General features: G+C 56.8%; 15 protein-coding genes. 5 read left to right on the forward strand and 10 right to left on the reverse strand.

From position 1 onward, the window contains the following. Positions 1-9: 9 nt before the first annotated feature. Entirely contained in the window at positions 10-1,458 is a 1,449-nt protein-coding gene (locus AC2FJ6_RS13565; RefSeq protein ID WP_170773271.1) for a biotin carboxylase, read from the forward strand. A gap of 8 nt (positions 1,459-1,466) precedes the next feature. Then, entirely contained in the window at positions 1,467-2,456 is a 990-nt protein-coding gene (locus AC2FJ6_RS13570; RefSeq protein WP_170773272.1) for a C45 family autoproteolytic acyltransferase/hydrolase, read from the forward strand. A gap of 98 nt (positions 2,457-2,554) precedes the next feature. Here the strand turns inward: AC2FJ6_RS13570 and AC2FJ6_RS13575 are convergent, their stop codons facing one another. Then, a complete protein-coding gene (locus AC2FJ6_RS13575) occupies positions 2,555-4,132 on the reverse strand; it encodes a hypothetical protein (protein WP_496669319.1) in 1,578 nt (525 codons plus the stop codon). Positions 4,133-4,189: 57 nt separating this feature from the next. On the opposite strand from AC2FJ6_RS13575, the gene AC2FJ6_RS13580 reads away from it, so the two are divergent. Continuing rightward, the gene (locus AC2FJ6_RS13580) at positions 4,190-4,384 is read left to right on the forward strand and encodes a hypothetical protein (RefSeq protein WP_170773276.1); all 195 of its coding nucleotides are present in this window, start codon (positions 4,190-4,192) and stop codon (positions 4,382-4,384) included. Between the two features lie 324 nt (positions 4,385-4,708). Here the strand turns inward: AC2FJ6_RS13580 and AC2FJ6_RS13585 are convergent, their stop codons facing one another. The 6 genes from AC2FJ6_RS13585 to AC2FJ6_RS13610 all read right to left on the reverse strand — a co-directional run bounded on the left by AC2FJ6_RS13585 (position 4,709) and on the right by AC2FJ6_RS13610 (position 10,734). Next, positions 4,709-5,683: a class I SAM-dependent methyltransferase gene (locus tag AC2FJ6_RS13585; protein WP_170773278.1), complete on the reverse strand. Its 975-nt coding sequence runs from the start codon at positions 5,681-5,683 to the stop codon at positions 4,709-4,711. A gap of 109 nt (positions 5,684-5,792) precedes the next feature. After that, entirely contained in the window at positions 5,793-6,350 is a 558-nt protein-coding gene (rfbC, locus tag AC2FJ6_RS13590; RefSeq protein ID WP_170773280.1) for a dTDP-4-dehydrorhamnose 3,5-epimerase, read from the reverse strand. Beyond that, positions 6,351-7,406 carry an NAD-dependent epimerase/dehydratase family protein gene (locus AC2FJ6_RS13595; RefSeq protein WP_170773282.1) on the reverse strand — a complete coding sequence of 352 codons (1,056 nt, stop codon included), beginning with the start codon at positions 7,404-7,406 and terminating at the stop codon, positions 6,351-6,353. It abuts the gene before it with no gap. A gap of 6 nt (positions 7,407-7,412) precedes the next feature. Next, positions 7,413-8,183 carry a glucose-1-phosphate cytidylyltransferase gene (gene rfbF / locus AC2FJ6_RS13600; RefSeq protein ID WP_170773284.1) on the reverse strand — a complete coding sequence of 257 codons (771 nt, stop codon included), beginning with the start codon at positions 8,181-8,183 and terminating at the stop codon, positions 7,413-7,415. Between the two features lie 118 nt (positions 8,184-8,301). Continuing rightward, positions 8,302-9,618 (reverse strand): glycosyltransferase family protein, encoded by a 1,317-nt coding sequence (locus AC2FJ6_RS13605; protein ID WP_170773286.1) that lies wholly within the window; start codon positions 9,616-9,618, stop codon positions 8,302-8,304. Between the two features lie 195 nt (positions 9,619-9,813). Then, a complete protein-coding gene (locus AC2FJ6_RS13610) occupies positions 9,814-10,734 on the reverse strand; it encodes an NAD-dependent epimerase/dehydratase family protein (protein ID WP_170773288.1) in 921 nt (306 codons plus the stop codon). Positions 10,735-11,206: 472 nt separating this feature from the next. On the opposite strand from AC2FJ6_RS13610, the gene AC2FJ6_RS13615 reads away from it, so the two are divergent. After that, positions 11,207-12,256 (forward strand): FkbM family methyltransferase, encoded by a 1,050-nt coding sequence (locus AC2FJ6_RS13615; protein ID WP_170773289.1) that lies wholly within the window; start codon positions 11,207-11,209, stop codon positions 12,254-12,256. On the opposite strand, the gene AC2FJ6_RS13620 is transcribed toward AC2FJ6_RS13615, so the two are convergent. Then, on the reverse strand, positions 12,253-14,286 hold the full coding sequence (locus AC2FJ6_RS13620) for a bifunctional aldolase/short-chain dehydrogenase (protein WP_170773291.1): 2,034 nt from the start codon (positions 14,284-14,286) through the stop codon (positions 12,253-12,255). The genes AC2FJ6_RS13615 and AC2FJ6_RS13620 overlap by 4 nt on opposite strands. Positions 14,287-14,318: 32 nt before the next feature. Then, positions 14,319-15,410 carry an S-methyl-5-thioribose-1-phosphate isomerase gene (gene mtnA, locus AC2FJ6_RS13625; RefSeq protein WP_496669320.1) on the reverse strand — a complete coding sequence of 364 codons (1,092 nt, stop codon included), beginning with the start codon at positions 15,408-15,410 and terminating at the stop codon, positions 14,319-14,321. Positions 15,411-15,706: 296 nt separating this feature from the next. On the opposite strand from mtnA, the gene curA reads away from it, so the two are divergent. Next, the gene (gene curA / locus AC2FJ6_RS13630; RefSeq protein ID WP_170789917.1) at positions 15,707-16,738 is read left to right on the forward strand and encodes an NADPH-dependent curcumin/dihydrocurcumin reductase; all 1,032 of its coding nucleotides are present in this window, start codon (positions 15,707-15,709) and stop codon (positions 16,736-16,738) included. A 63-nt stretch (positions 16,739-16,801) separates the two neighbouring features. Here the strand turns inward: curA and putA are convergent, their stop codons facing one another. Beyond that, positions 16,802-20,272, reverse strand: coding sequence for a bifunctional proline dehydrogenase/L-glutamate gamma-semialdehyde dehydrogenase PutA (gene putA, locus AC2FJ6_RS13635; RefSeq protein WP_496669322.1), 3,471 nt, complete (start codon positions 20,270-20,272; stop codon positions 16,802-16,804). Positions 20,273-20,393: the final 121 nt, after the last annotated feature.

Consider the following 20,393-nt stretch of genomic DNA (forward strand, 5'->3'; position numbering starts at 1 on the left):
GAGGACCATATGCCTAAGAAGGTGCTGAAGAACATTTCGGAAATCCGCCGGTATTTCCACACCAACAAGGACCCGATCTATTTCGTGTCGGCGACCAATTTCAACTTGTTGGGGTTGGATGAGTGGGTGATGAACTTCACCTATATCTGCTACATGGATTGCTTTGACGGGCGGCATCCTAACGTGTTCGTGCCATCTGAGATGCCGCATGACGAATTCCAGTCGATCGAAGACATCAACAACTATCTGCTACAGCACAAAGAGGTCATCGACCTGGTCAAGCGGCGCGGTGGCAAGCCCAAATTTGTGTTCCTGATGTTCGATGAGATGACCGAGAAACTGGTCAAGGAACTGGGTGGTCAGCTGTGGTTCCCCAAAGCCAAGCTGCGCACCAAATGCGACAACAAGATCGAAACGGTCCGCATCGGCAACAAGGCGGGTGTGCCGTCGGTGCCCAATACGCTGAGCGTGGTCAAAAGCTATGATCACCTGAAGAAAATTTGCGACAAAGCCGGGTTGGGGCATGATCTGGTGCTACAATCGGCCTTTGGCGACAGCGGCCACACCACTTTCTTCATCAAATCCGAGGCGGATTTCAACAAACACAAGGATGAGATCGTCGGCGAGGGCGAGATCAAGATCATGAAGCGGATCGATTGTCGCGGTGCGGCGATCGAGGCCTGCGCGACGTCCGAAGGCACTATTGTGGGCCCGCTGATGACCGAGCTTGTGGGCTTCAACGAACTCACCCCCTATCGCGGCGGTTGGTGCGGGAACGAGATATTCTCGACTGCCTTCCCACCCAAGGCGCGCGAACAGGCGCGGCAGCTGACCTACCAGTTTGGCGAGGAATTACGCAAATCCGGTTATCGCGGCTATTTCGAACTGGATTTCCTGATCGACAAGAAGACCGATGAGCTGTGGCTGGGTGAGTTGAACCCGCGCATCACTGGGGCCAGTTCTATGACCAACCATGCGGCTTTTGCCCATGCCGACGCGCCCCTGTTTCTGTTCCACCTGCTGGAATTTTCGAAGAAGCCCTTCGAGTTGGATGTCGAGGAACTGAACGCCCGTTGGGCCGACCCTGACATGATCGACAGCTGGTCGCAGATGGTGATCAAGCATACCGATGACAGCGTCGACCGCATCACGCAGGCCCCGCAATCGGGCATCTACAAGATGCTCGAAGATGGCCGTGTGGTGTTTGACCGCTTCGACTATCACCGCCGCGCAGTGGGAGAGAATGAGGCGTTCTTCCTGCGCATCTCGAATGTCGGCGACTACCGCTATGAAGGGGCCGATCTGGGCATTCTGGTGACGCGGGGACGGTCAATGACCAAGGGGTTCAAGCTGACGGACAAGTCGAAAAAGTGGATTCACGGCATTACGTCGGCCTACGCCGCCGAACCGCTGCCAGCCGCGCAGCCGATGGAAGATCCAGCGTTCAAAATCATGTAGAAGGCCTCATGGCGCTTGTTTTTCGCTCAATCGACGAGGAACAGCCCGGTCCCAAGCTGGCCGGGCTGTTTGCCGAATACTGGCCCGCCTACCATAAATGGTGGGTGCAAGAGGGGTATTCGGCGCGGCCCACCTATCGCGAATGCTTACGCGCGTTGCAAACGCACATGCCCGAGATCCTGCCGCTATATGAAGAGGTGGTTGAACTGGTGGGCGGCAGCGACAGTCAGGCGCGGTTTCTCAGCTTTTATTGCCCGCCCAAATATCTGTCGGGGTGTAGCCAGGCGATCTGGCGTGGCAAGACACCCATTTTGGTGCGCAACTACGACTACCACCCCAAAACCTTTGACGCTGCATTGTTGAAAACCCGCTGGGGCGGGCGCGGCGTGATCGGGATGAGCGATGGCATTCTGGGCCTGCTGGATGGCATCAACGATACCGGCCTCACGGTCTCATTGACCTTTGGCGGTCGGCGCGAGGTGGGCGACGGCTTCGGCGTGCCGCTGATCCTGCGCTATGTTTTACAGACCTGCGAAACCACGGCACAGGCGGTGGATGCGCTTTGCCGCATTCCCTGCCACATGAGCTATAACGTCACCGTTCTGGACGCGAAATACAATCACAGCACGGTCTATCTTGCCCCGGACCGGCACCCTCAAATCTCGGACGTGCCGGTGGCGACGAACCATCAGGGGCAGGTTGAGTGGTCCAAACATGCGCGGTTCACCGCAACGGTCGAACGGGAACGGTTTCTGCTGAACCGCCTGAACCAGCACCCCGAAAGCGAAAAGCGTTTCATCGACGCGTTCCTGCGCCCGCCGCTTTATTCCACCGCCTTCAAATCCGGGTTCGGGACGCTTTATACAGCCGTCTACCGGCCCGCGAAGAAACAGCTGCAACTTCTGTGGCCCGGCGCTGCATGGGTCGTGTCTTTTGACCTGTTTGCGGAAGATGATCTGACCTTGTTGCTGCCCGATGCGGCTGAAGCGGTGGTTTGACGTCAGGTTTACGGGCCGTATCCTCAGGGAAGACACTGTGTGTTTCGACATTAAGTGCCAGTAATGCCCGGGCTAGATTCGCGTTCTGGCTCGATCCGTTACAATCGGATGCGCTTCCTTTTCCGGAACTGCAATTTCACCCAGGCGAATGCGATCGGGTTTAGCTGAGCAACGTAGCCAGCCCTCCACCGGCTGCCTTTCGCATTTCGGTAATGAGATTTGCGTTCGCCAACGCGGGTCAAGCTTTCTCCGGTGGTATCGCCCACACCTGAAAATATGCGGACCTTGTTGAAGCGGGCGGCATCGTGGCGGTGCGGTTTGCTTAGAAACTGTCGAAGATCCTTTTCGTCCCTTGGATCGGCATATTTGGCGAGCACATCGATGGGTATGGCCGAAGTGACCGACTTGATGGCACGCAGCGCGCCATCCTGAATCTTTTTGGCGCGTTGGAGGTTTTCAGCTTCTGCCGTACTGACGTCAGACGTCTTCCAAGCGATTTCGCCCTGCGGTTTTTCCTGTAGACCCAGAACGCTGCCATGATCGGCAGAAAAGAAGAATTCTACGATATCGCGGAAGTCTTCGACCCAAGGATACATGAACAGAGGAAGGCCATTGGAGGCGGCGAAACTTTCGTACTCCAGCCCATTTCGGCGCAGAATAGAGGCAGCCTGAGCGCTCGTGCCAAAATAAAGACCCAGAACATGTGCGTCCTTGCCGATAATCTCATCAATAGACCGCTGTAAACTGCCGCGCCACCCGACGTCGAAGATGGCTGTATGTGTGCCTTCAGGGAAGACCGAGCGGTAGTAGTTGGACAGGACCTCCTTTTCATGCGCGAAAGATTGATAGAAAGCGTCAGGGTTTTCACGCAACAGATTCAGGATGGTGCGGCGGCGCTCTTTTGTCAGTTCGTCCGTGCCAGATAGGCCAGCGTCTGCAAATAGAGATTTCAACAGCGGGCCTGCGGAAATCTTCCCGAGAAACGCGTCCAGCGTTTGCGATCCTTCAAGCGTGGCATGCAACATTCCCGCGATTGTATCAGGGTCTAACTCGGTAAAAGGAAGGGTCAACAAACGCCGGGAAGCAGCGACATATTGAGTTTCATATCCTTGCGGCCAAAGCAGATCGAAAACAGCTTTTGGAAACATTCCATCCCGTGCCAGAAACGCGAGCCGCGAAATGCCCTGTTTGTCCATTTCCCGCTTTATCCAAATCAACAGCGATGTAATGAGCGGAGCAATCATCAAGGCGCCAAACGCTTCAAGATACTGGTCGTCGGACAGTTTTCGAAAGTCGACATTTTCCGAGTCGTAGTGATGTGTTTCCAAGTAGTTGGCGGTAAAAATCTGTGAGATCGGCTGCGTTCCATTCAGCAGACTAGTGTGTCGCCGGGGTTTTGGAGATCGCGTTGGCAGGTCTTTGCTGGCCAGTAGCACATGCGATATGAACCCTGCTTGCGTCGCCATTTTCTCGTCTGCATGGCGGTTGTCGCCAATGTGGAGGATCTGGTTGCGGGGTACATCAAAATGCGCTGCGACGTCGTCAAACAGGCTGCCCGTGTGCTTGGTCTTACCCTGTTCACCGGAGACGAAGACGCGCTCCCATCCGGTTATACCCTTTTGCGTCAGGAGATCTTCCAACTCGTCTTTCGGCAGGTACATGTCCGAGGTGATCACCCAACGCGACTTACTGTCCTGAATACGTGTCAGAAGTTTTCTACCCAGGCTCGTCACATGCAACAGATCGCGTTCAGTCCGAAGTTCCAGCTGTTTGATCTTGTCAGCCCGATCTTTTGTGCAATTTGTCAGTTGCGCGAAACAGGCATAGATCTGATCCAGTGTCACGTCTTCGATCTGCTGTTCGGCAGCATCCTCTCGCGCCAAAGCCTCGGCACCAGTACGATAGTCTTTGAAATGTTGGGTAGCTAGGAGGACCTCAGGATGATCCGCTATGAATTCGAACAGATCAACAGGAGACTTGCAGTGGCGGAACAGAAGCGTGTCGAAAATATCGACCGATAGAAAATCAAAGGAATCGACGCGTTCGAGCAGTTGATCGCTTGGAGCCAAGTTGTTCATACCTGTTATTTAAGTTCGAGTCCTGTTGAAGGTGGCAACCAATTGAAACCGGGATCTGACCACCGCATTTTATCGCGGAGATGCGCCAGCCTTCAATGTATCGGTCCGCTCAGGTGCCGAGCCCAAGTGGTTTTTCCGCAGGCTCGTAGGTTAGTTGAACCTGCGGGAATTATCTTATTTTGGACGACAGACCACTGCATCATGCACATGCCCGAAGCCTTTAGGAATAATCTCGACGACTTCCACGAATTTTGACCAGTGGTTTTGAATGTACTGGGGTGTATGGCCAATATCGCGATAATATTCCGGGTCGGTTACGTCTGCGATGTCTGGGTTCGGGTCGGGTGCGTCTACGATGCCTTGCAACATGTAGTGTTCGACCGCGTAGGGGTTTTTCGACCACTCGGCGGTAGACACGCTATACGGGCCGTGAACAGACAGAACCATCAAGCCACGGGTTATGCGCGACAATTCTTTGAGCCAGTGATTTTGGTCAGGTTCTGCAAGATGGGTCAGCACACTATGAGAGTAGACCAGATCGAATTGATCGTCATCGTAAGGTGTTGCGCTGTATGGATCGAGCACTGTGTAGTCCCCGAACGGCATGTTCTCCTTGCAATAGGCAATATTGACAGGGTCAACGTCAGCGCCAAACAAGTTTGGTTTCAATGTGTCGGGGATATGTCTGGCGATGCGTCCGCAACCGACGCCCCAATCAAGTGTAACGGTGTCCTTGGTTAGCGGCAGTCCCATAACCTCGCTGATGTTCATGACAACGGTCATGTCTTCTATGCCGCCTGAAATAAACGACTTATTCAGCGCATCCGGTTCAGATCCATCTGTGCCCACGACACAGGGATTATACTTACCCTGTATCCTGCCAATATTGTCGCGCGACGGTATGGGGGTTTCGTAGTCAGGAGCAATGTCGACATTGGGTGTCCGAGCCAGCGGCCATGTAGCAGCAACCGCGCTCCAGTTCCCTACGATCGCCTTGTGTAGATTCAAGGCAAGTTCCGCAGGTTGCGCTGGATAAAGCGAACCGTCACCTGTCAGCGCCTGTTTTAGCTCGCTAACTTGTGCGATCAATTCGTCAACGCTGCGCTTGATGTGTTTGTTTCGAATCCGCGATTTCATAGGGTTTTTCATCTTACGGTGCCTTCCGTGTGCTCTACCGGCTATGCCACAACATTCTGAGTATCAAAATCGGGTAACTTCCGAAGCTGACCTACAGAAATCCTGGGCCAGTTTCCGCAATTTACTCAGTTTCTTTTACTGCATGGGTCGATCTGTCCAGATCGTTCCACGTTTGGTCTTTCTGCGAAACTTCCTGAGCTGCCATAGGCCAATCGATGCCGATCGCCGGATCATCCCAACGCAGACCACGCTCACTTTCCGGCGCGTATGCCGCGCTGACCGGATAGATAATTTCCGTGTCATCAGTAAGGCTCATGAAGCCGTGGGCGAAGCCTTTCGGCACATACATCATCTTGCGGTTCTCAGCGGTAAGTTCAGCGCCGAACCATTGACCGAACGTCTTTGACCCATCCCGAAGATCGACGATGACATCGAAGATCGCACCTTTTACGCAGCGCATCAGCTTGACCTCGGCGTGGGGGGGAAGTTGATAATGCATACCCCGCACTGTGCCCTTAGACATGGTCAATGAATTGTTGATCTGCACGAACTTTCCGACAAGGCCATGTGCTTTGAACTCGTCCTCGCAGAACATGCGGGCAAAGAAGCCGCGGTCATCGCCGCGTTTTTCCAGCTCTATCAGATAAGCCCCTTCAAGCGGGGTCGGGGTGAACAGCATTTACAGCGACCCCCAGCGAAGATCACGCGACAAACGTCCGCTGTCGATATGCGCACGCAGTGCGTTCAGGCGGATGAAGGACGAACTGCGGAAATCAGTGTCGCCAAAGCCGAAATGTTCCAGCCCTGCACGCAGACGTTCGATGGATTGCTCGAGCGTCACTTGCGGGATGGACTCGGGGGCCAGCGATTTGAACAGCGCGAAGTCAACCTGGTACGAGCGTTTGTCGGGCGGCGCGTCGGTATTGATCTCGACCACGGTGCCGGGGAATTGTGCTTTGACCTTTTCGGCCAGCTCAGAGATACGCACATTGCTTTCGTCACGTCCGGCATTCACGGCCAGGAATTTACCGCCATTCGACGTTTCGCGCAGAGCTGCCCATTCAATGGCGCGAGCCATGTCCTCGACATCGATCAAGGGCCGCCACGGCGTTCCGTCGCTGAGAACGACGATCTTGTTTGTGGCCATGGCGCAGGCCACGAAGTCGTTCAGCACTAGATCCAGACGCAGCCTGTCGGACATGCCGCAGGCAGTTGCGAACCGCAAAGAGGTCAGGGTCATGTCGCCCAGATCGGCCTCTTGCAGGTCAAGCTCGGTGCCTATTTTGGACCGGGCATAGGCGGTTTGCGGGGCGGTAGCGTCGGTTTCCTTGCGCGGGCCGCCCTCGGCCGCGCCGTACATGGAACAGGAGGAGGCAAAGACGAAATTCGATACGCCACATTCGGCGGCAAGCTTGGCCAGCCGAACGCTTGCGGCGCGGTTGATGTCATGGGTGACAGTTTCGAATTCTTTGCCCATGGGGTCGTTGGAAACGGCGGCCAGATGGACCACCGCGTCGCAGCCCGCAAGATGGTCAGCGGTGATGTCGCGTGTGTCGCCATAGTGCTGTGTGTCATACACGATTTCGGGCAGGAAATCGGACCCGGTCAGCGAATGCGAGAAAAAGCCCGCGTCATACCCGACCAGATGCAGGTCCGCGTGTCGCTGTTTCAGAAAACGCCCCAGAACGGGGCCGACATAACCTGTGTTTCCGGTCACTAGGATTTTCTTGGACATGCTACGTCACCACACTTTCCATTTTGCTTCGTTGTTGGACCAAAGACGGTTCAAATGCTCCTTGTCCCGCAGGGTATCCATGGGTTGCCAGAAACCATGGTGGTACCAAGCCCGCAACTGATCGTCATTTGCAAGGTTTTCCAGGGGTTCGCGCTCCCAAACCGTGAAGTCATCGTCGATATAGTCCACGATTTTCGGAGAAACGATGAAATATCCGCCATTGATCCAGCCGCCGTCGCCAACCGGCTTTTCCTGAAACCCGAGCACCTTCTCGTCTTGAAGGTCCAGTGCGCCAAACCGCCCCGGAGGCTGAACGGCGGTGACGGTAGCCAGTTTTCCGTGTTGTTTATGGAATTCGATGGCAGCAGTGATGTTAACGTCAGCGACGCCGTCCCCATAGGTGATGCACACGGCCTCGTCATCTTTGAAATACCGCGAAGCCCGCTTGATCCGGCCACCAATCTGAGAGTTTTCGCCGGTTTCAACCAGTGTAACGGTCCAAGGCTCGGCTCGCATTTCATGGACGGTCATGCTGTTTTGTTTGATGTCAAAAGTGACGTCGGCATTGTGCAAGAAATAGTTTTGGAAATACTCTTTGATAAAGTAGCCCTTATATCCCAGGCAAATAACGAAATCATTGATGCCATGGTGGGAATAGGTTTTCATGATATGCCATAAGATCGGTTTGCCCCCGATTTCAACCATCGGCTTTGGGCGCAATCCGGTTTCTTCTGCAAGGCGCGTACCGAACCCGCCGGCAAGAATAACAGCCTTCATTTTTCTATCTTTCAGTTCCTGGGTGTTTGGATTTATTGAACGCAAATAATTTCTTCTAGTATTTATTGTGGTTTACGCTTCCCAAATGCTGCTGCCCTTTGCAACAAGTATTCCATTCCTACTTTTGTTGCGTTGGCGCGTCCTTTTGATTGACGGCCGAGTTCAGGCGATCCAGAGCGTCGGCAATTTCCTTTTGCTGCATATCTATCTTCGAAAGCTGGTCGACAGCCACCGCCTGCCGCTCGATCAGATAACTTTGTCCGGCTAACATGTGCCTCATCCGCATTCGGTTGCGTTTTCGGCTCTGGGTGAGGCGTCTCCAAGTTCTGACAAACCAGTTTTTATGCCGTTCCTGAGCATGGTGCAGCGTAGGTGTTGCTGAAAAATCTGGCTGATCGGCAATGCTTGCATCCCACATGACATGGTCTTTTTCAGGGCGCGCGGGCAAACGCTCGAGCTTTTCGATCAGGCGGCCATAGGTTTGTTGGCTATCATATTCAGCTGCAATTTCGCGCATCATGGCTGATTTTTCGCTGACAAGCTCCGGGCGATCCGTAATTTGCCGGAATATGGTTTTATACGATTCCGTATCTTTGGGTTTGCAAACGAACAACGCGTCGGGATGCCTGGTCGAAAAATCATCCCCGGACGTGTTGATCACTGGAATGCCGAAATACATGTAGTCCAGAAAGCGCATTCTGTAGCTTTGCCACGCCTCGAGCGTGTCCTGGCTGACATTGATCCCAACATCGGCGATGCTCAGATAGTCTTGGACATGTTTACCGCCCTCGTCCCAGTCTTCAAACAGGACAAGGTGTTTACCCAGCTTATCCCGGTACTTGTCCAGAATGGCACGGAATTGCGCGACGTATTCGTCGTGATCGCGGTTAAAAGGCTGCACAATTCCCATCATGTAGAGCCGCAGCCTATGAGACGGGTTTTCGACAGTAAATTCGCAGAACGCCTGGAAAAAAGTGTTGAAGTCTGTCCATTTCCAAATGCCGCCGGAATTCAGAACCATGATGTCATCGGGCTCAAGTCCCAGTTTCTGCCGCAGTTCCTGCCGATCAGGGGCCTGTCGCTTGACCTCATCCACGATCCCTTGGGGTGCGACCAGGATACGATCTTCGTAAGGAAACCGCGCCAGCAGGTGCAGCAAGGAAAACAGCACCTGCTTCATACGGATATTTTGGGTGACGTAATAGTCCACATGATAGCGGGCCGCGGTAATCACCCGCCGCAAGTAGTCGTGCGTAAACAAGCCGGGATCTTCAACCCAATGCAAAGCGGGCATAATGGCGATGATCTTGGCATTGGGAAATGTCGGCTTGATGTTGAGAGCGTCGGGGAAAACGCTCACGACAAAATCGACGTCCTTGTTGTTAATATCTGCGGTTTCGCACACATAGTTGGGGTAGGCGCTGACTACCTTCACGCGGAATTTCGGGTCCGTAGGTTCCTGCGCTGAGGCCAAGAATACAGTGTGACCGCGTCTGAGCGCTTCGTGCACAAATTGAAACAGGTTCTTGTCGTGGCTGTAGTTCAAGGCAAGCGGTTTGCCGTTTTCCAGCTTAGGAAACTGGATGTTGTCCAGCAGCGCGAGAGTTGTGAACGTGTGTTTTTGCGACATTTACTTTGCCAGTCTCAATGCGTTGCGTTTTGATTCCCACACTCTTTCAAGACCTTTACGAAGACTTACGCGAGGGGACCACCCCGGAACGCGCGCCAATTTGCGGTTGGGCTCCATTATTTCATTCGGACGATACGGGCGCTCACCCCATTGGATGGGGGGTGCTGCCTCCGCGATCTCGCCGATCAATGCTTCGAGATCGCGAAGCGAGTGATGCTCGCCTGAAGACACACCATAGACTTCCAATTGGTCCAGCGGGTCGCCTGCCGCGCGCTCGGTCGCGGCGACAATCGCAGCCGCTGCGTCTTCGACGTAGACGAGGTCCATCTTCTGAAACCCCGGCGACATTTTCAGGGGCTCTTGCGCGACGACCGCGTTAAAAACAAGATCGACGACTTTGTTGCGCCAATCTGATGGGCCGTAGTTGTCAAACATTCTAAGGGAAATGACATTCAGCCCGTTCTTTGCGAAAGGAACCAGAATATCTTCGGCGGCCTGCTTTGTCGCTGCGTAGTAGTTGAACGGGTCATAGATGTATTCTGGCGACGAAGTTTGCCAGCTTGTGCCGCATACCACCATGCCCTTCGCCCCGCAGCGCGCCGCGCTCTGGGCCAGAAGCGACGGCAATAGCGTGTTGACCTCGAGCATCGCGCGTATGCCCTCTTCGTCTTCCTTGGCCCGAGAAACGGCCGCGATATGCACGATTACATCAGGCGAAAAGGCTTCGACCTGCGCGCAAATATCCTTCAGTTCTGGTTTCAGGATCAGTGTCTCAATGGTCGCGGCGCCATCTGCGAGAAGGTCGTCAACAGAGGTAGATGATGCCCGTTGCAAGCTGCCTATGTGAAAAGGTTTCTCCGCCAATTGGCGTAAGACTGCTTGCCCCAGAAAACCGGTTCCACCCGTCACCAATACTCTCATCCTGAGCCTCATTCCGCATTCGTCGGGTAGGTCACTCGCACACTAAAGTGACATTTACCAGACACTAGCACATTGGATTTGAACAGGGGCAAATGCAGTGGAGCGGGACAAGCGGAAAATCGCCAGTTTCGAATGGGTTATTTAAGGGGTCATTGCTTGTGTTCATGTCGATTGACTTCTAGCGTGCGGGCTGACTTAACCGCACACAACAGCTATTTTGGGCCGTAAGCTTTTTTGGCCTCCGACGCCTCACTAAGGATCGCATTTGATGGAAGTATTTTCGACAAGCCCAGATTATATGACCTTCGAGGTCAGGGATAGAACAGCGCGTTTCGTCCGGGTTTCTCAAAATCAGGATATGCACTTCCATGCCGCATTTTTCCGCCTTGACCAGGTTCTTGACCTGTCAGGAGGAAAACAGTGGGTTGAAGTGTCGTTCTCATGGTTTGGGCGCCATGATCAAAGCGGCGACATGCCGCCTGTTTTCGAAGCTTATTTGGAGCAAGGCGCCCCTGAAAATCGAAATTTCAACGCGGCTTCTCACCCGCGGTTACTGGATCATGCTTGGGGCCGCGAGACCTTGGTTTTCGAGCTGGATGGGTCCGAAGTTGATCCGATCATTGGCCTTCGGTTCAGCGACCCGCGTATAACCCTGATGACGTTCAAAGCGTTAAATCTAACGGTGCAATCCAGTCCTCAGGCACCGACGCCGCAGCAGTTGCAAACGCAGTATGCTCCGTTTGTAAAAGACGGCTGGTTTCCTGATCCTTTCATGCAGGCGCTGCATGATGTTGTCCGGCTATATTATACGCCGGTGCTTGAACGCGGCGGTGACGCTATCGACATCGGGGCAAACAAAGGGTTTCACACCCATGCCATGCGCAATGCCTTTCGCCGACCGGACCAGAAGTTGATTGCAGTCGAACCCCACCCGACGCTGCATCGCGCGTTGCAGCAAGGTTTTGCGGGCGACCCGCAGGTCGACATTACCAATGTGCTTATCGGGTCTCGGGCGGCCAGCGATGTCAGTTTTACCTATTCCGAAACTCATCACGAGCTTGGCTCCGCGCGCCCAAATTACATTGAAGAGTTCTTCCCTGATATCGAGGATGATTTTGAAACCATCCGTATGGATATGCTGAACGTTGATGTGCTAGTCGATCAGTTCGGCCTGACACCTGGTTTTATCAAAATCGACGTGGAAGGGTTCGAGCTTGAGGTCCTGCATGGTGCTCACAAAACGTTCGAAAACTTCCGACCCGTTGTAGCGTTTGAGTTCAATGTCACGAGTTCACCCAATAACAGCTATCTGCTAGCCGATATGTTTGACCATTTCGACTATGTGATTTTTGATTGCTTTGGCAACCGGCTGGGGGCCACGACCTGGTGCAATCCCAGTATCGCCCCGATTGACCGCGTCGCCATTCCCGCTGAACAGGCCGAGGCCGTGATGGCTGCAGTACAGGGGCCTTTGGACCAGCATTGGCGAGAGTGGCAGCAGGCGCAGAAATCACCCGGCTAACGCAGTTCGGCCTCAGTGTTGCCGCCATCGACGGTAAGGACGTGGCCGGTGGTACGCTCGGACAGTGCAAGGGTCACGAAACCGTCGGCGACGTGGTGAGCCTGAACTTCGCGGCCCAGAAGATTTCCGCCCATATAGGTGTCTTCGCTGACACCACGGGCGGAGGCGCGTTCCTTGATGAAATCGTCCGTTAACAGGCCCGAGCGGATGCGGTCGGCATTCACCCCGTTCACGCGAATGCCCGCACCGGCCAGTTCCAAAGTCAACTGGCGCATCAGGAACATGGTGGCCGCTTTCGGTGTGCCATAGGCCCCGAAATTCTTGCCGGGATTGACCGCCTGTTTTGAGATGTTGAACAGAATCTGCCCGCCGCGTCCATGCGCCTGTATCACGCGGGCGGCGGCGGTGGCAAAATTCTTGTGGGCAAAGAAATTCAATTCGAACGCCTGCCGGAAGGCCGCATCGTCCAGATCCAGCAAGGCCCCCGACCTTGCTGTGCCTGCGTTTGAGATCAGGATGTCCAACCCACCAAAGGCGAGGATCGCTGCGTCCATCGCCCGCTGGGCCGCACCGTCCGAAGTGATGTCTTCGGCATGGGCGACGTGCCACCGCCCAAGCTGGTCCAGTGCCTGATCCAAGGCCTGCGGGTCCTTGTCGATCAGCACCAGGTTGGCCCCCTTGGCGGCAAAGGCTTTGGCCGTGGCCAGCCCAATCGCGCCCGCACCGCCCGTGATCATGACGACTTTGCCCTGAAACGGCGGTGGCGTTCCCTTGCCCAGCTTGGCCTGTTCCAGCGACCAATATTCGCAGTCGAACATGTCCTTTTCGCTGATTGGATAGAACCCGCCCGCATCTTCGCCAACGGCGCGCACGCGGATATTTTGCTCGGCCAGATCGGCCGCTGCTGCTGCTGCTTTGGCGTTTCCGCCCATGCCGACGATGCCGATCCCTTCGATCCAGGCATGTTTGGGATCAGGGGTCAGCAGGGTTTTGGGTTCCTTGGCGTGCGGAGCCTGACGGTTGAAATAGGCGCGATACTCGTCGGCAAAACCTTCGACCTTGGCTTTGATGGTCTCGCGGTTGGCTAGATCGGCGCGGCGCAGCACCAGCGGGCGGCCCTTGGTGCGGATCACGTGATCGGGTGAGGCCATCCCACGTGTGGCCAGCGCGTCGATATCGGGGCGGGCCATGAAGGTATGGGTATGATCGCCGTTGCGCAGATCAAAGATGGGCATCGCGTCGTCGCGCTCGGCATTCACCTCGGCGATGACACCGCGCAGCATAGGCAGAACCTGCAAACCCTCAGCTGGACGGCGTTCGCCGATAGGGGTGACGCCCGTCAGGCCCAGATAGGCGGCGACCTCATTGGTGTGGCTGACGATCTTGTCATAGCTTTCCTGCGCCGTGTCACCGAAGGCAAAATGCCCGTGTTGCAGCAGCAAGAGCCCCTCGACGGCAGGGTTGGCGTCGTAGACATCGGCGGCCGCTTTGGCCAGATCGAAGCCGGGCATGATATAGGGTACAATGCCCAAACGATCGCCGAAGATCTCGCGGCAGATCTCGGCTGCGTTGGGCAGGTTAGCAAGGATCAGGAAAGGTGTCGCGTGGGTGTGGTCAACATATCTATGCGGCAGGAACGCATGCAGCAGCGTTTCGACCGACGGGTTGGGCGAGGTCGAATCCAGCAAGTTCGAGCGTTGGTAGTTGACCATGTCTTCGTCGGACAGGGTTTCAAGTTGCCGGGCCTTCAGCAAAGGATCAAGCCAGACCCCTGGCAGACCCGGTGCCTCGATCGTGTCCAGATCCCAGCCCGAACCTTTGACATGCAGCACCTGGCGCTGGTCGCCGAACAGATCAGGACGCTCCAGTTTAACCGAAGTATTGCCGCCACCATGCATCAACAGGTCGGGGTTCTGGCCGATCAGGCGCGAGGTATAGACACGCTCCGCCAGTTCCTGATCGGCAGGGTCATCGCCCGCCGCCGCGCGCCATTTCTGTGCTTTTGCCGCGTCGTACCAGTTTTCAATCATCGGTGTTCTTTCGGTTTGCAGTCTGTGGGCTTTCAATGGGCTTTGTCGGGGAATAGGCCGGCCAGGCCTTGGGCGCTGGCGTCGCAGATGCCACGTTCGGTGATCAGCCCAGTGACCAGACGGTTGGGGGTGACGTCAAAGGCCGGATTGCCGCCTGATGTGCCCTGTGGCGTGACCAGAACCTCGCCGATCTGACCCTGATTCAGACCCTGAATACGGGTAATCTCGGCCTCGGGGCGATCCTCGATGGGGATTTCGGCGACCCCGTCTTGCAGCGACCAGTCTATTGTGGGCGAGGGTAGAGCGACATAGAACGGCACCCCGTTATCATGGGCCGCCAGCGCCTTGAGATAGGTGCCGATCTTGTTGCACACATCGCCGCGTGCGGTGGTGCGATCGGTGCCGGTGATGACCAGATCGACCAGCCCGCGCTGCATCAGATGCCCGCCTGCATTGTCCACCACATAGGTGTGCGGGATGCCATGTTCGCCCAGCTCCCACGCAGTCAGGGCCCCTTGGTTGCGGGGGCGGGTTTCGTCGACCCAGACATGGATCGGAATCCCTTCGTTATAGGCGTGGTACATCGGGCTGGTGGCCGTGCCCCAATCGACCGTCGCCAGCCAGCCGGCGTTGCAATGGGTCAGAAGGTTCACTGGCTCGCCTGCGGGCTTCTTCGCGGCGATCTCTCGGATCAGGGCCATGCCGTTTTCACCAATGCGGCGGTTGATTTCGATATCTTCCTCGAACACCTCCTGCGCCAGCGCCCAGGCAGCGTCAGCCCGGTTTTCAGGGGGCAGCGGCAGCAGAGTCGCACGGCACCGCGCAAGCGCCCAGGCCAGATTTACCGCCGTGGGCCGCGTCGCGTTCAAAACGGTGCTGGAGTGTTCGAAATTCACGTCCGAGGGGTCCCTCGTCATCGCTTCGGCCATGCCATAGGCGGCGGTCGCCCCGATCAGAGGCGCCCCGCGCACCCACATGTCGCGGATTGCGACTTCGAAATCTTCCAATGCGGACAAGGTGACGACTTTGAATTCATGCGGCAGCCAGCGTTGATCAATGATCCGCACTGCGCCGCTTTGCGCATCGCGCCAGATCGACCGATAGTGAACGCCGCCGACTTTCATTGCCTATCCTCCTGGTTGTGTCGTGCCCCCGAGGGCCGTGTCCCCGCCGCAACAGGCCCAAAACGCGCCAGCCCTTCGAAATGAGGATTGTAAACCACGGGCGCAGCGGGTCGGTTGACGAAATGAGACATGCAAGTTGTTGGCGATTGGCCCGGCATTGTCAAACCCTTGCAAGGTGAAAAGATCGGTGGATTTCAGCAGCCTATGGTTGTATCGCCACAATTCCGGGGCAGATTGGGTTGCACATCTTAGCTATCCGGTCTCTGCTACGGCAAACCGATTTGTAGGAGAGCACCATGCCCCAATCCCCCGACACAAACCGCCGTATTGTTCTGGCTGAACGTCCCAAGGGCCAGCCAGACGAGAACACTCTGCGGTTAGAGACAACCGATGTCCCGACGCCCGGGGCAGATGAAATGCTAGTGCGCACGGTCTTTCTGTCTTTGGACCCCTATATGCGTGGACGCATGAATGATGCAAAATCCTATGCCGAGCCGGTGGCGATCGGCGGTGTTATGACTGCGCAGGTTGTGGGACGGGTCGAGCAGTCGAACCTTCAGGGCTTTGCGGTTGGCGATTATGTCCTGAACATGAGCGGCTGGCAGGATTATGCGATCTCGGACGGGGCGCAGGTGGTCAATCTTGGTCAATCACCGGACAACCCGTCCTGGGCGCTGGGGATTTTGGGGATGCCGGGCTATACGGCCTATGCCGGGCTGCTGAAAATCGGTGAGCCTAAACCCGGTGAAACCGTTGTTGTCGCCGCAGCCTCAGGCCCGGTAGGGGCGACTGTGGGTCAGATTGCCAAGCTGAAAGGTTGCCGGGTGGTCGGCATTGCGGGTGGGCCCGAGAAATGCGCGCATGTGGTGCAAAATCTGGGATTTGATGCTTGTTTGGATCATCGCTCGGATGATTTGGCTGGACAACTGCGTGATGCCTGCCCGGATGGCATCGACGTCTATTTCGAGAATGTCGGCGGCAAGGTGCTGTATGCCGTACTGCCTTTGTTAAACCCGTTTGCGCGCGTTCCGGTTTGCGGCGTCATGGCCTGGTACAACCTGCCCGGTCTGCCCGAGGGGCCGGATATGGGCCCGGTGATCATGGGGACGTTGTTGCGGATGAAGGTACGCATGCAGGGTTTCATCATTTTCGACAATTTCGGCCCCGAAGTGTATCAGGAGTTCGTTCGCGATATGACCGGCTGGTTAAAAGACGGCTCGGTCACTTACAAAGAACACTTGGTCGAGGGGCTGGAAAACGCGCCTGAAGCGTTCAATCAGCTATTGGCCGGGGGGAACTTTGGTAAGATGGTCGTAAAGGTGGGGTGATCTGACCTCCTCTCATTTTAGTGCACCGCCCCGGACAAATCGGTCTGCCGGGGCGGTCGCGGGTTAACTTGCTGCCGCCAAAAGCGAGGCGTTGCCACCGGCGGCGGTGGTGTCAATACACACGTGACGCTCAAGCTGGCAGCGGTCGCCAAAATCCGCGTCATTGATCAGCGGGATCAAAGCACCGGGTCGCTGCGCCAAGGCCGCGCGGATGGCGCGAAGCTGCGCCTCTTCTCCCCAACAGACAACCGCATCGAAGCCCGAAATCGAGCCTAACACAGCGGGTTCCAGTACACCGTCCACCGTGTTCGGACCGCTCGCCGCAGGCGCAACGACGACGGCGGAACAGCCATGCGCCACAGCGATTTCGCGCTGCGCCTGCGCGGCCTCAAGCGATGGGCCAAGACACAGGATGATGCCACGGCCATAGGTCGACAGCGTGTTCGACTCGCCCGTCGGTCCTGGTAGCTGGTGCCGTTTCAACGCGATACGCGGCGGGCGTTTGGTTGCCGTCAGGACAGCCTGAACCGTGGCCTGATCGGCGGCCTGCCCCGTGGCCGCGGTAAGGCTATGCGTCGCGGGTTTGGTGAAACGCTTGACGTAAGACGGACCGCCCGCCTTGGGCCCGGTGCCCGACAATCCCTCACCCCCGAAGGGTTGGGACCCCACGATCGCGCCAATCTGGTTGCGGTTGATATACATGTTGCCGACGTTCAGTTGCGACGTAACCTGTTCGATCCGGTCGTCGATGCGCGAGTGCATTCCGAAGGTCAGGCCAAAGCCGGTGGCATTTATCGCAGCGACCACCGCGTCCAGTTCCGACGCCTTGTAGGTGGCCACATGCATGACCGGGCCGAACACCTCTTTTTCCAGATCAGCAATACCCGATACACGCAGGACGGTTGGGGCCACGAAAGTGCCGTCTGTCGGAGTATCCAGTTGTTTCAACACGCGTCCCTGCGCGCGGGCGCCTTCGACATAGGCTAGAATTTCACCCTGCGCGCCGTCACTGATCACTGGCCCGACATCTGTGCGCAAGTCCCATGGGTTGCCCACGACCAGCTCATCCATCGCTCCGTATAGCATCTCGAGGAATGGTTCGGCCACGTCCTCTTGCACGTAGAGCAGCCGTAGCGCAGAACAGCGCTGACCGGCGGATTGGAAGGCCGAGGCGACGATATCCTTGATCGCCTGTTCCGGCAGCGCCGTGGAGTCCACGATCATCGCGTTCAGCCCACCAGTTTCGGCGATCAAAGGGGCCTCGGGGGCGATCTGATCAACCATGGCGCGGTTGATCGTCTGCGCCGTGTGGGTCGAGCCGGTAAAGCACACCCCTTTGATCCTTGGGTCCGACGTCAGCCGTGCGCCCACGACCGAGCCGCGGCCCGGCAGCAGTTGCAACGCCGTCTTCGGAACCCCGGCTTCATGCATCAGGTTGACGGCGACCCAGGCGGTGATGGCCGTTGGGTCCGCCGGTTTGGCCAGGACACCATTGCCACCGGCCAGCGCGGCGGCGATCTGCCCGGTGAAGATGGCCAGCGGGAAGTTCCACGGTGAAATGCAAACCATCACACCGCGCGCAGGTCGCGTAACTTCGGTGCCGCGCACAGCATAGTAGCGCAGGAAATCGACCGCCTCGCGCAGCTCGGCGATGGCGTCCATCGGGGTCTTGCCCGCTTCGCGGGTGAGGATGGCAAAAAGCTCTCCGAAGTTCTGCTCATATAGCTCGGCGGCGCGAAACAGGGTCTGGCGACGCGTTTCAGCATCCGCGTTCCACGGGGCCGCCGCGCCAAGTGCCGTTTCGACATCCTCGACCGATGCCTCAGCCACCACACCCACCTTGTCCGCGTGATCGGCGGGATTGAGGACAGGGCGGTCTGTGGTGTTCTGCGACGCGCTCTCCAAAAGCGGCCCAACCTGCCAGAACTTTGCGCGAAATGGCGCGCGCGCCTGTTCGATCTCGGCCAGATCGTCGGTGTCGTGCAAATCCCAGCCCCGTGAATTCGGGCGTTCGGTCCCATAAAGGTCGGCAGGCAGCAGAACAGCCGCGTTAGAGCCTGAGTCGAGCGCATCGAACGGGTCGGCGGCGACGATTTCCGGGGCCACGGATTGGTCCACGATCTGGTTCACGAACGAAGAGTTTGCCCCGTTTTCCAGCAAGCGCCGCACCAGATAGGCCAGAAGGTCCCGATGCGCCCCGACCGGCGCGTAAATCCGGCACCGAGTGCCGCTGCCTTTCAGGACCAGATCATGCAGGCTCTCGCCCATGCCGTGCAGGCGCTGGAACTCGAAACTGCGCGTGTCTGTGGCCATGTCGAGGATCGCGGCCACCGTATGGGCGTTATGGGTGGCAAATTGCGGATATATACGATCTGTCATGCCCAGCAGTTTCTGGGCGCAGCAGATATACGAGATATCGGTGGCCGCCTTGCGAGTGAAAACCGGGAAGCCGCCCAGCCCTTCGACCTGTGCTCGCTTGATCTCGGTATCCCAATAGGCACCTTTTACCAGACGCACCATGATTTTACGGTCCAATTCAGCAGCCAGCGCATGCAGCCAATCCAGAACATAGGCTGCGCGCTTGCCATAGGCCTGCACGACCACGCCGAACCCGTCCCAGCCCGCAAGCGACGGGTCGCGCAGAACGGCTTCGATCACGTCAAGGGACAGATCCAGCCGATCCGCCTCTTCCGCGTCGATATTCAGGCCCATATTGGCGGCCTTGGCCTGTTGAGCAAGTTGCAGCGTCAGGGGCACCAGCTCCGCCATCACCCGGTCTTTTTGCCCGACCTCATAGCGGGGATGCAGCGCCGAGAGCTTGATCGAAATGCCGGGGTTTTCCCGAATGTCCTGCGCGTCGCATTCCCTGCCCAGCTTGGCGATGGCGTCCGAATACGCGGCCAGAAACGCCTTGGCGTCGTGGGCTGTCAAAGCAGCCTCGCCCAGCATGTCGTACGAATAGGTATAGCCCTCGGCTTCTTGTTTCTTGCCGCGTTCCAGTGCTTCTTCGATGGTTTCACCCAGCACGAACTGCGCGCCCATTTCCTTCATCGCCCGCGCCACCGCGACCCGGATCACCGGTTCCCCCAGCCGTTTCACCGCCCCTTTCAGGGTCGCAGCAATGCCGGTGCCATCCTGCAGAACCTTGCCCGTCAGCATCAATGCCCAGGTGGAGGCGTTGACCAGAGACGACGACGATTGCCCTAGATGCTGCCCCCAGGCCGAAGGGGCGATCTTGTCCTCGATCAGCGCGTCAATCGTATCTGCGTCGGGCACGCGCAGCAGCGCCTCGGCCAGACACATCAGGGCCACGCCTTCATTGGTGGACAGGCCATATTCGGCCAGAAAGACTTCCATCAGGCCGGGGCGGCTGTCGTTGCGGATCGCGCGTACAAGATCAGCCGCGCGATTCTGGACCACCGCCCGCCTTGCTGCGTCAATCGGATAGCGGCTTGTCAGGTCCCGCAATACCTCGGATTCTGCCCGCAGGTGGTTGTGTCGAAGGTTCAGACGAATATCATGTAGCCTAGTCATGTTCTTTCCAATCCGCGTTCGATTTAAATAATCTTACCAAATCGCCGAAAGTTATGTTGACTAAAGCTTCAAAATAGGCGTGTTTATTGACCAAATTTCCTATTTAGTTTTGGCGATTGAG

The sequence above is a fragment of the Ruegeria sp. CDSA089 genome, assembly GCF_059612205.1.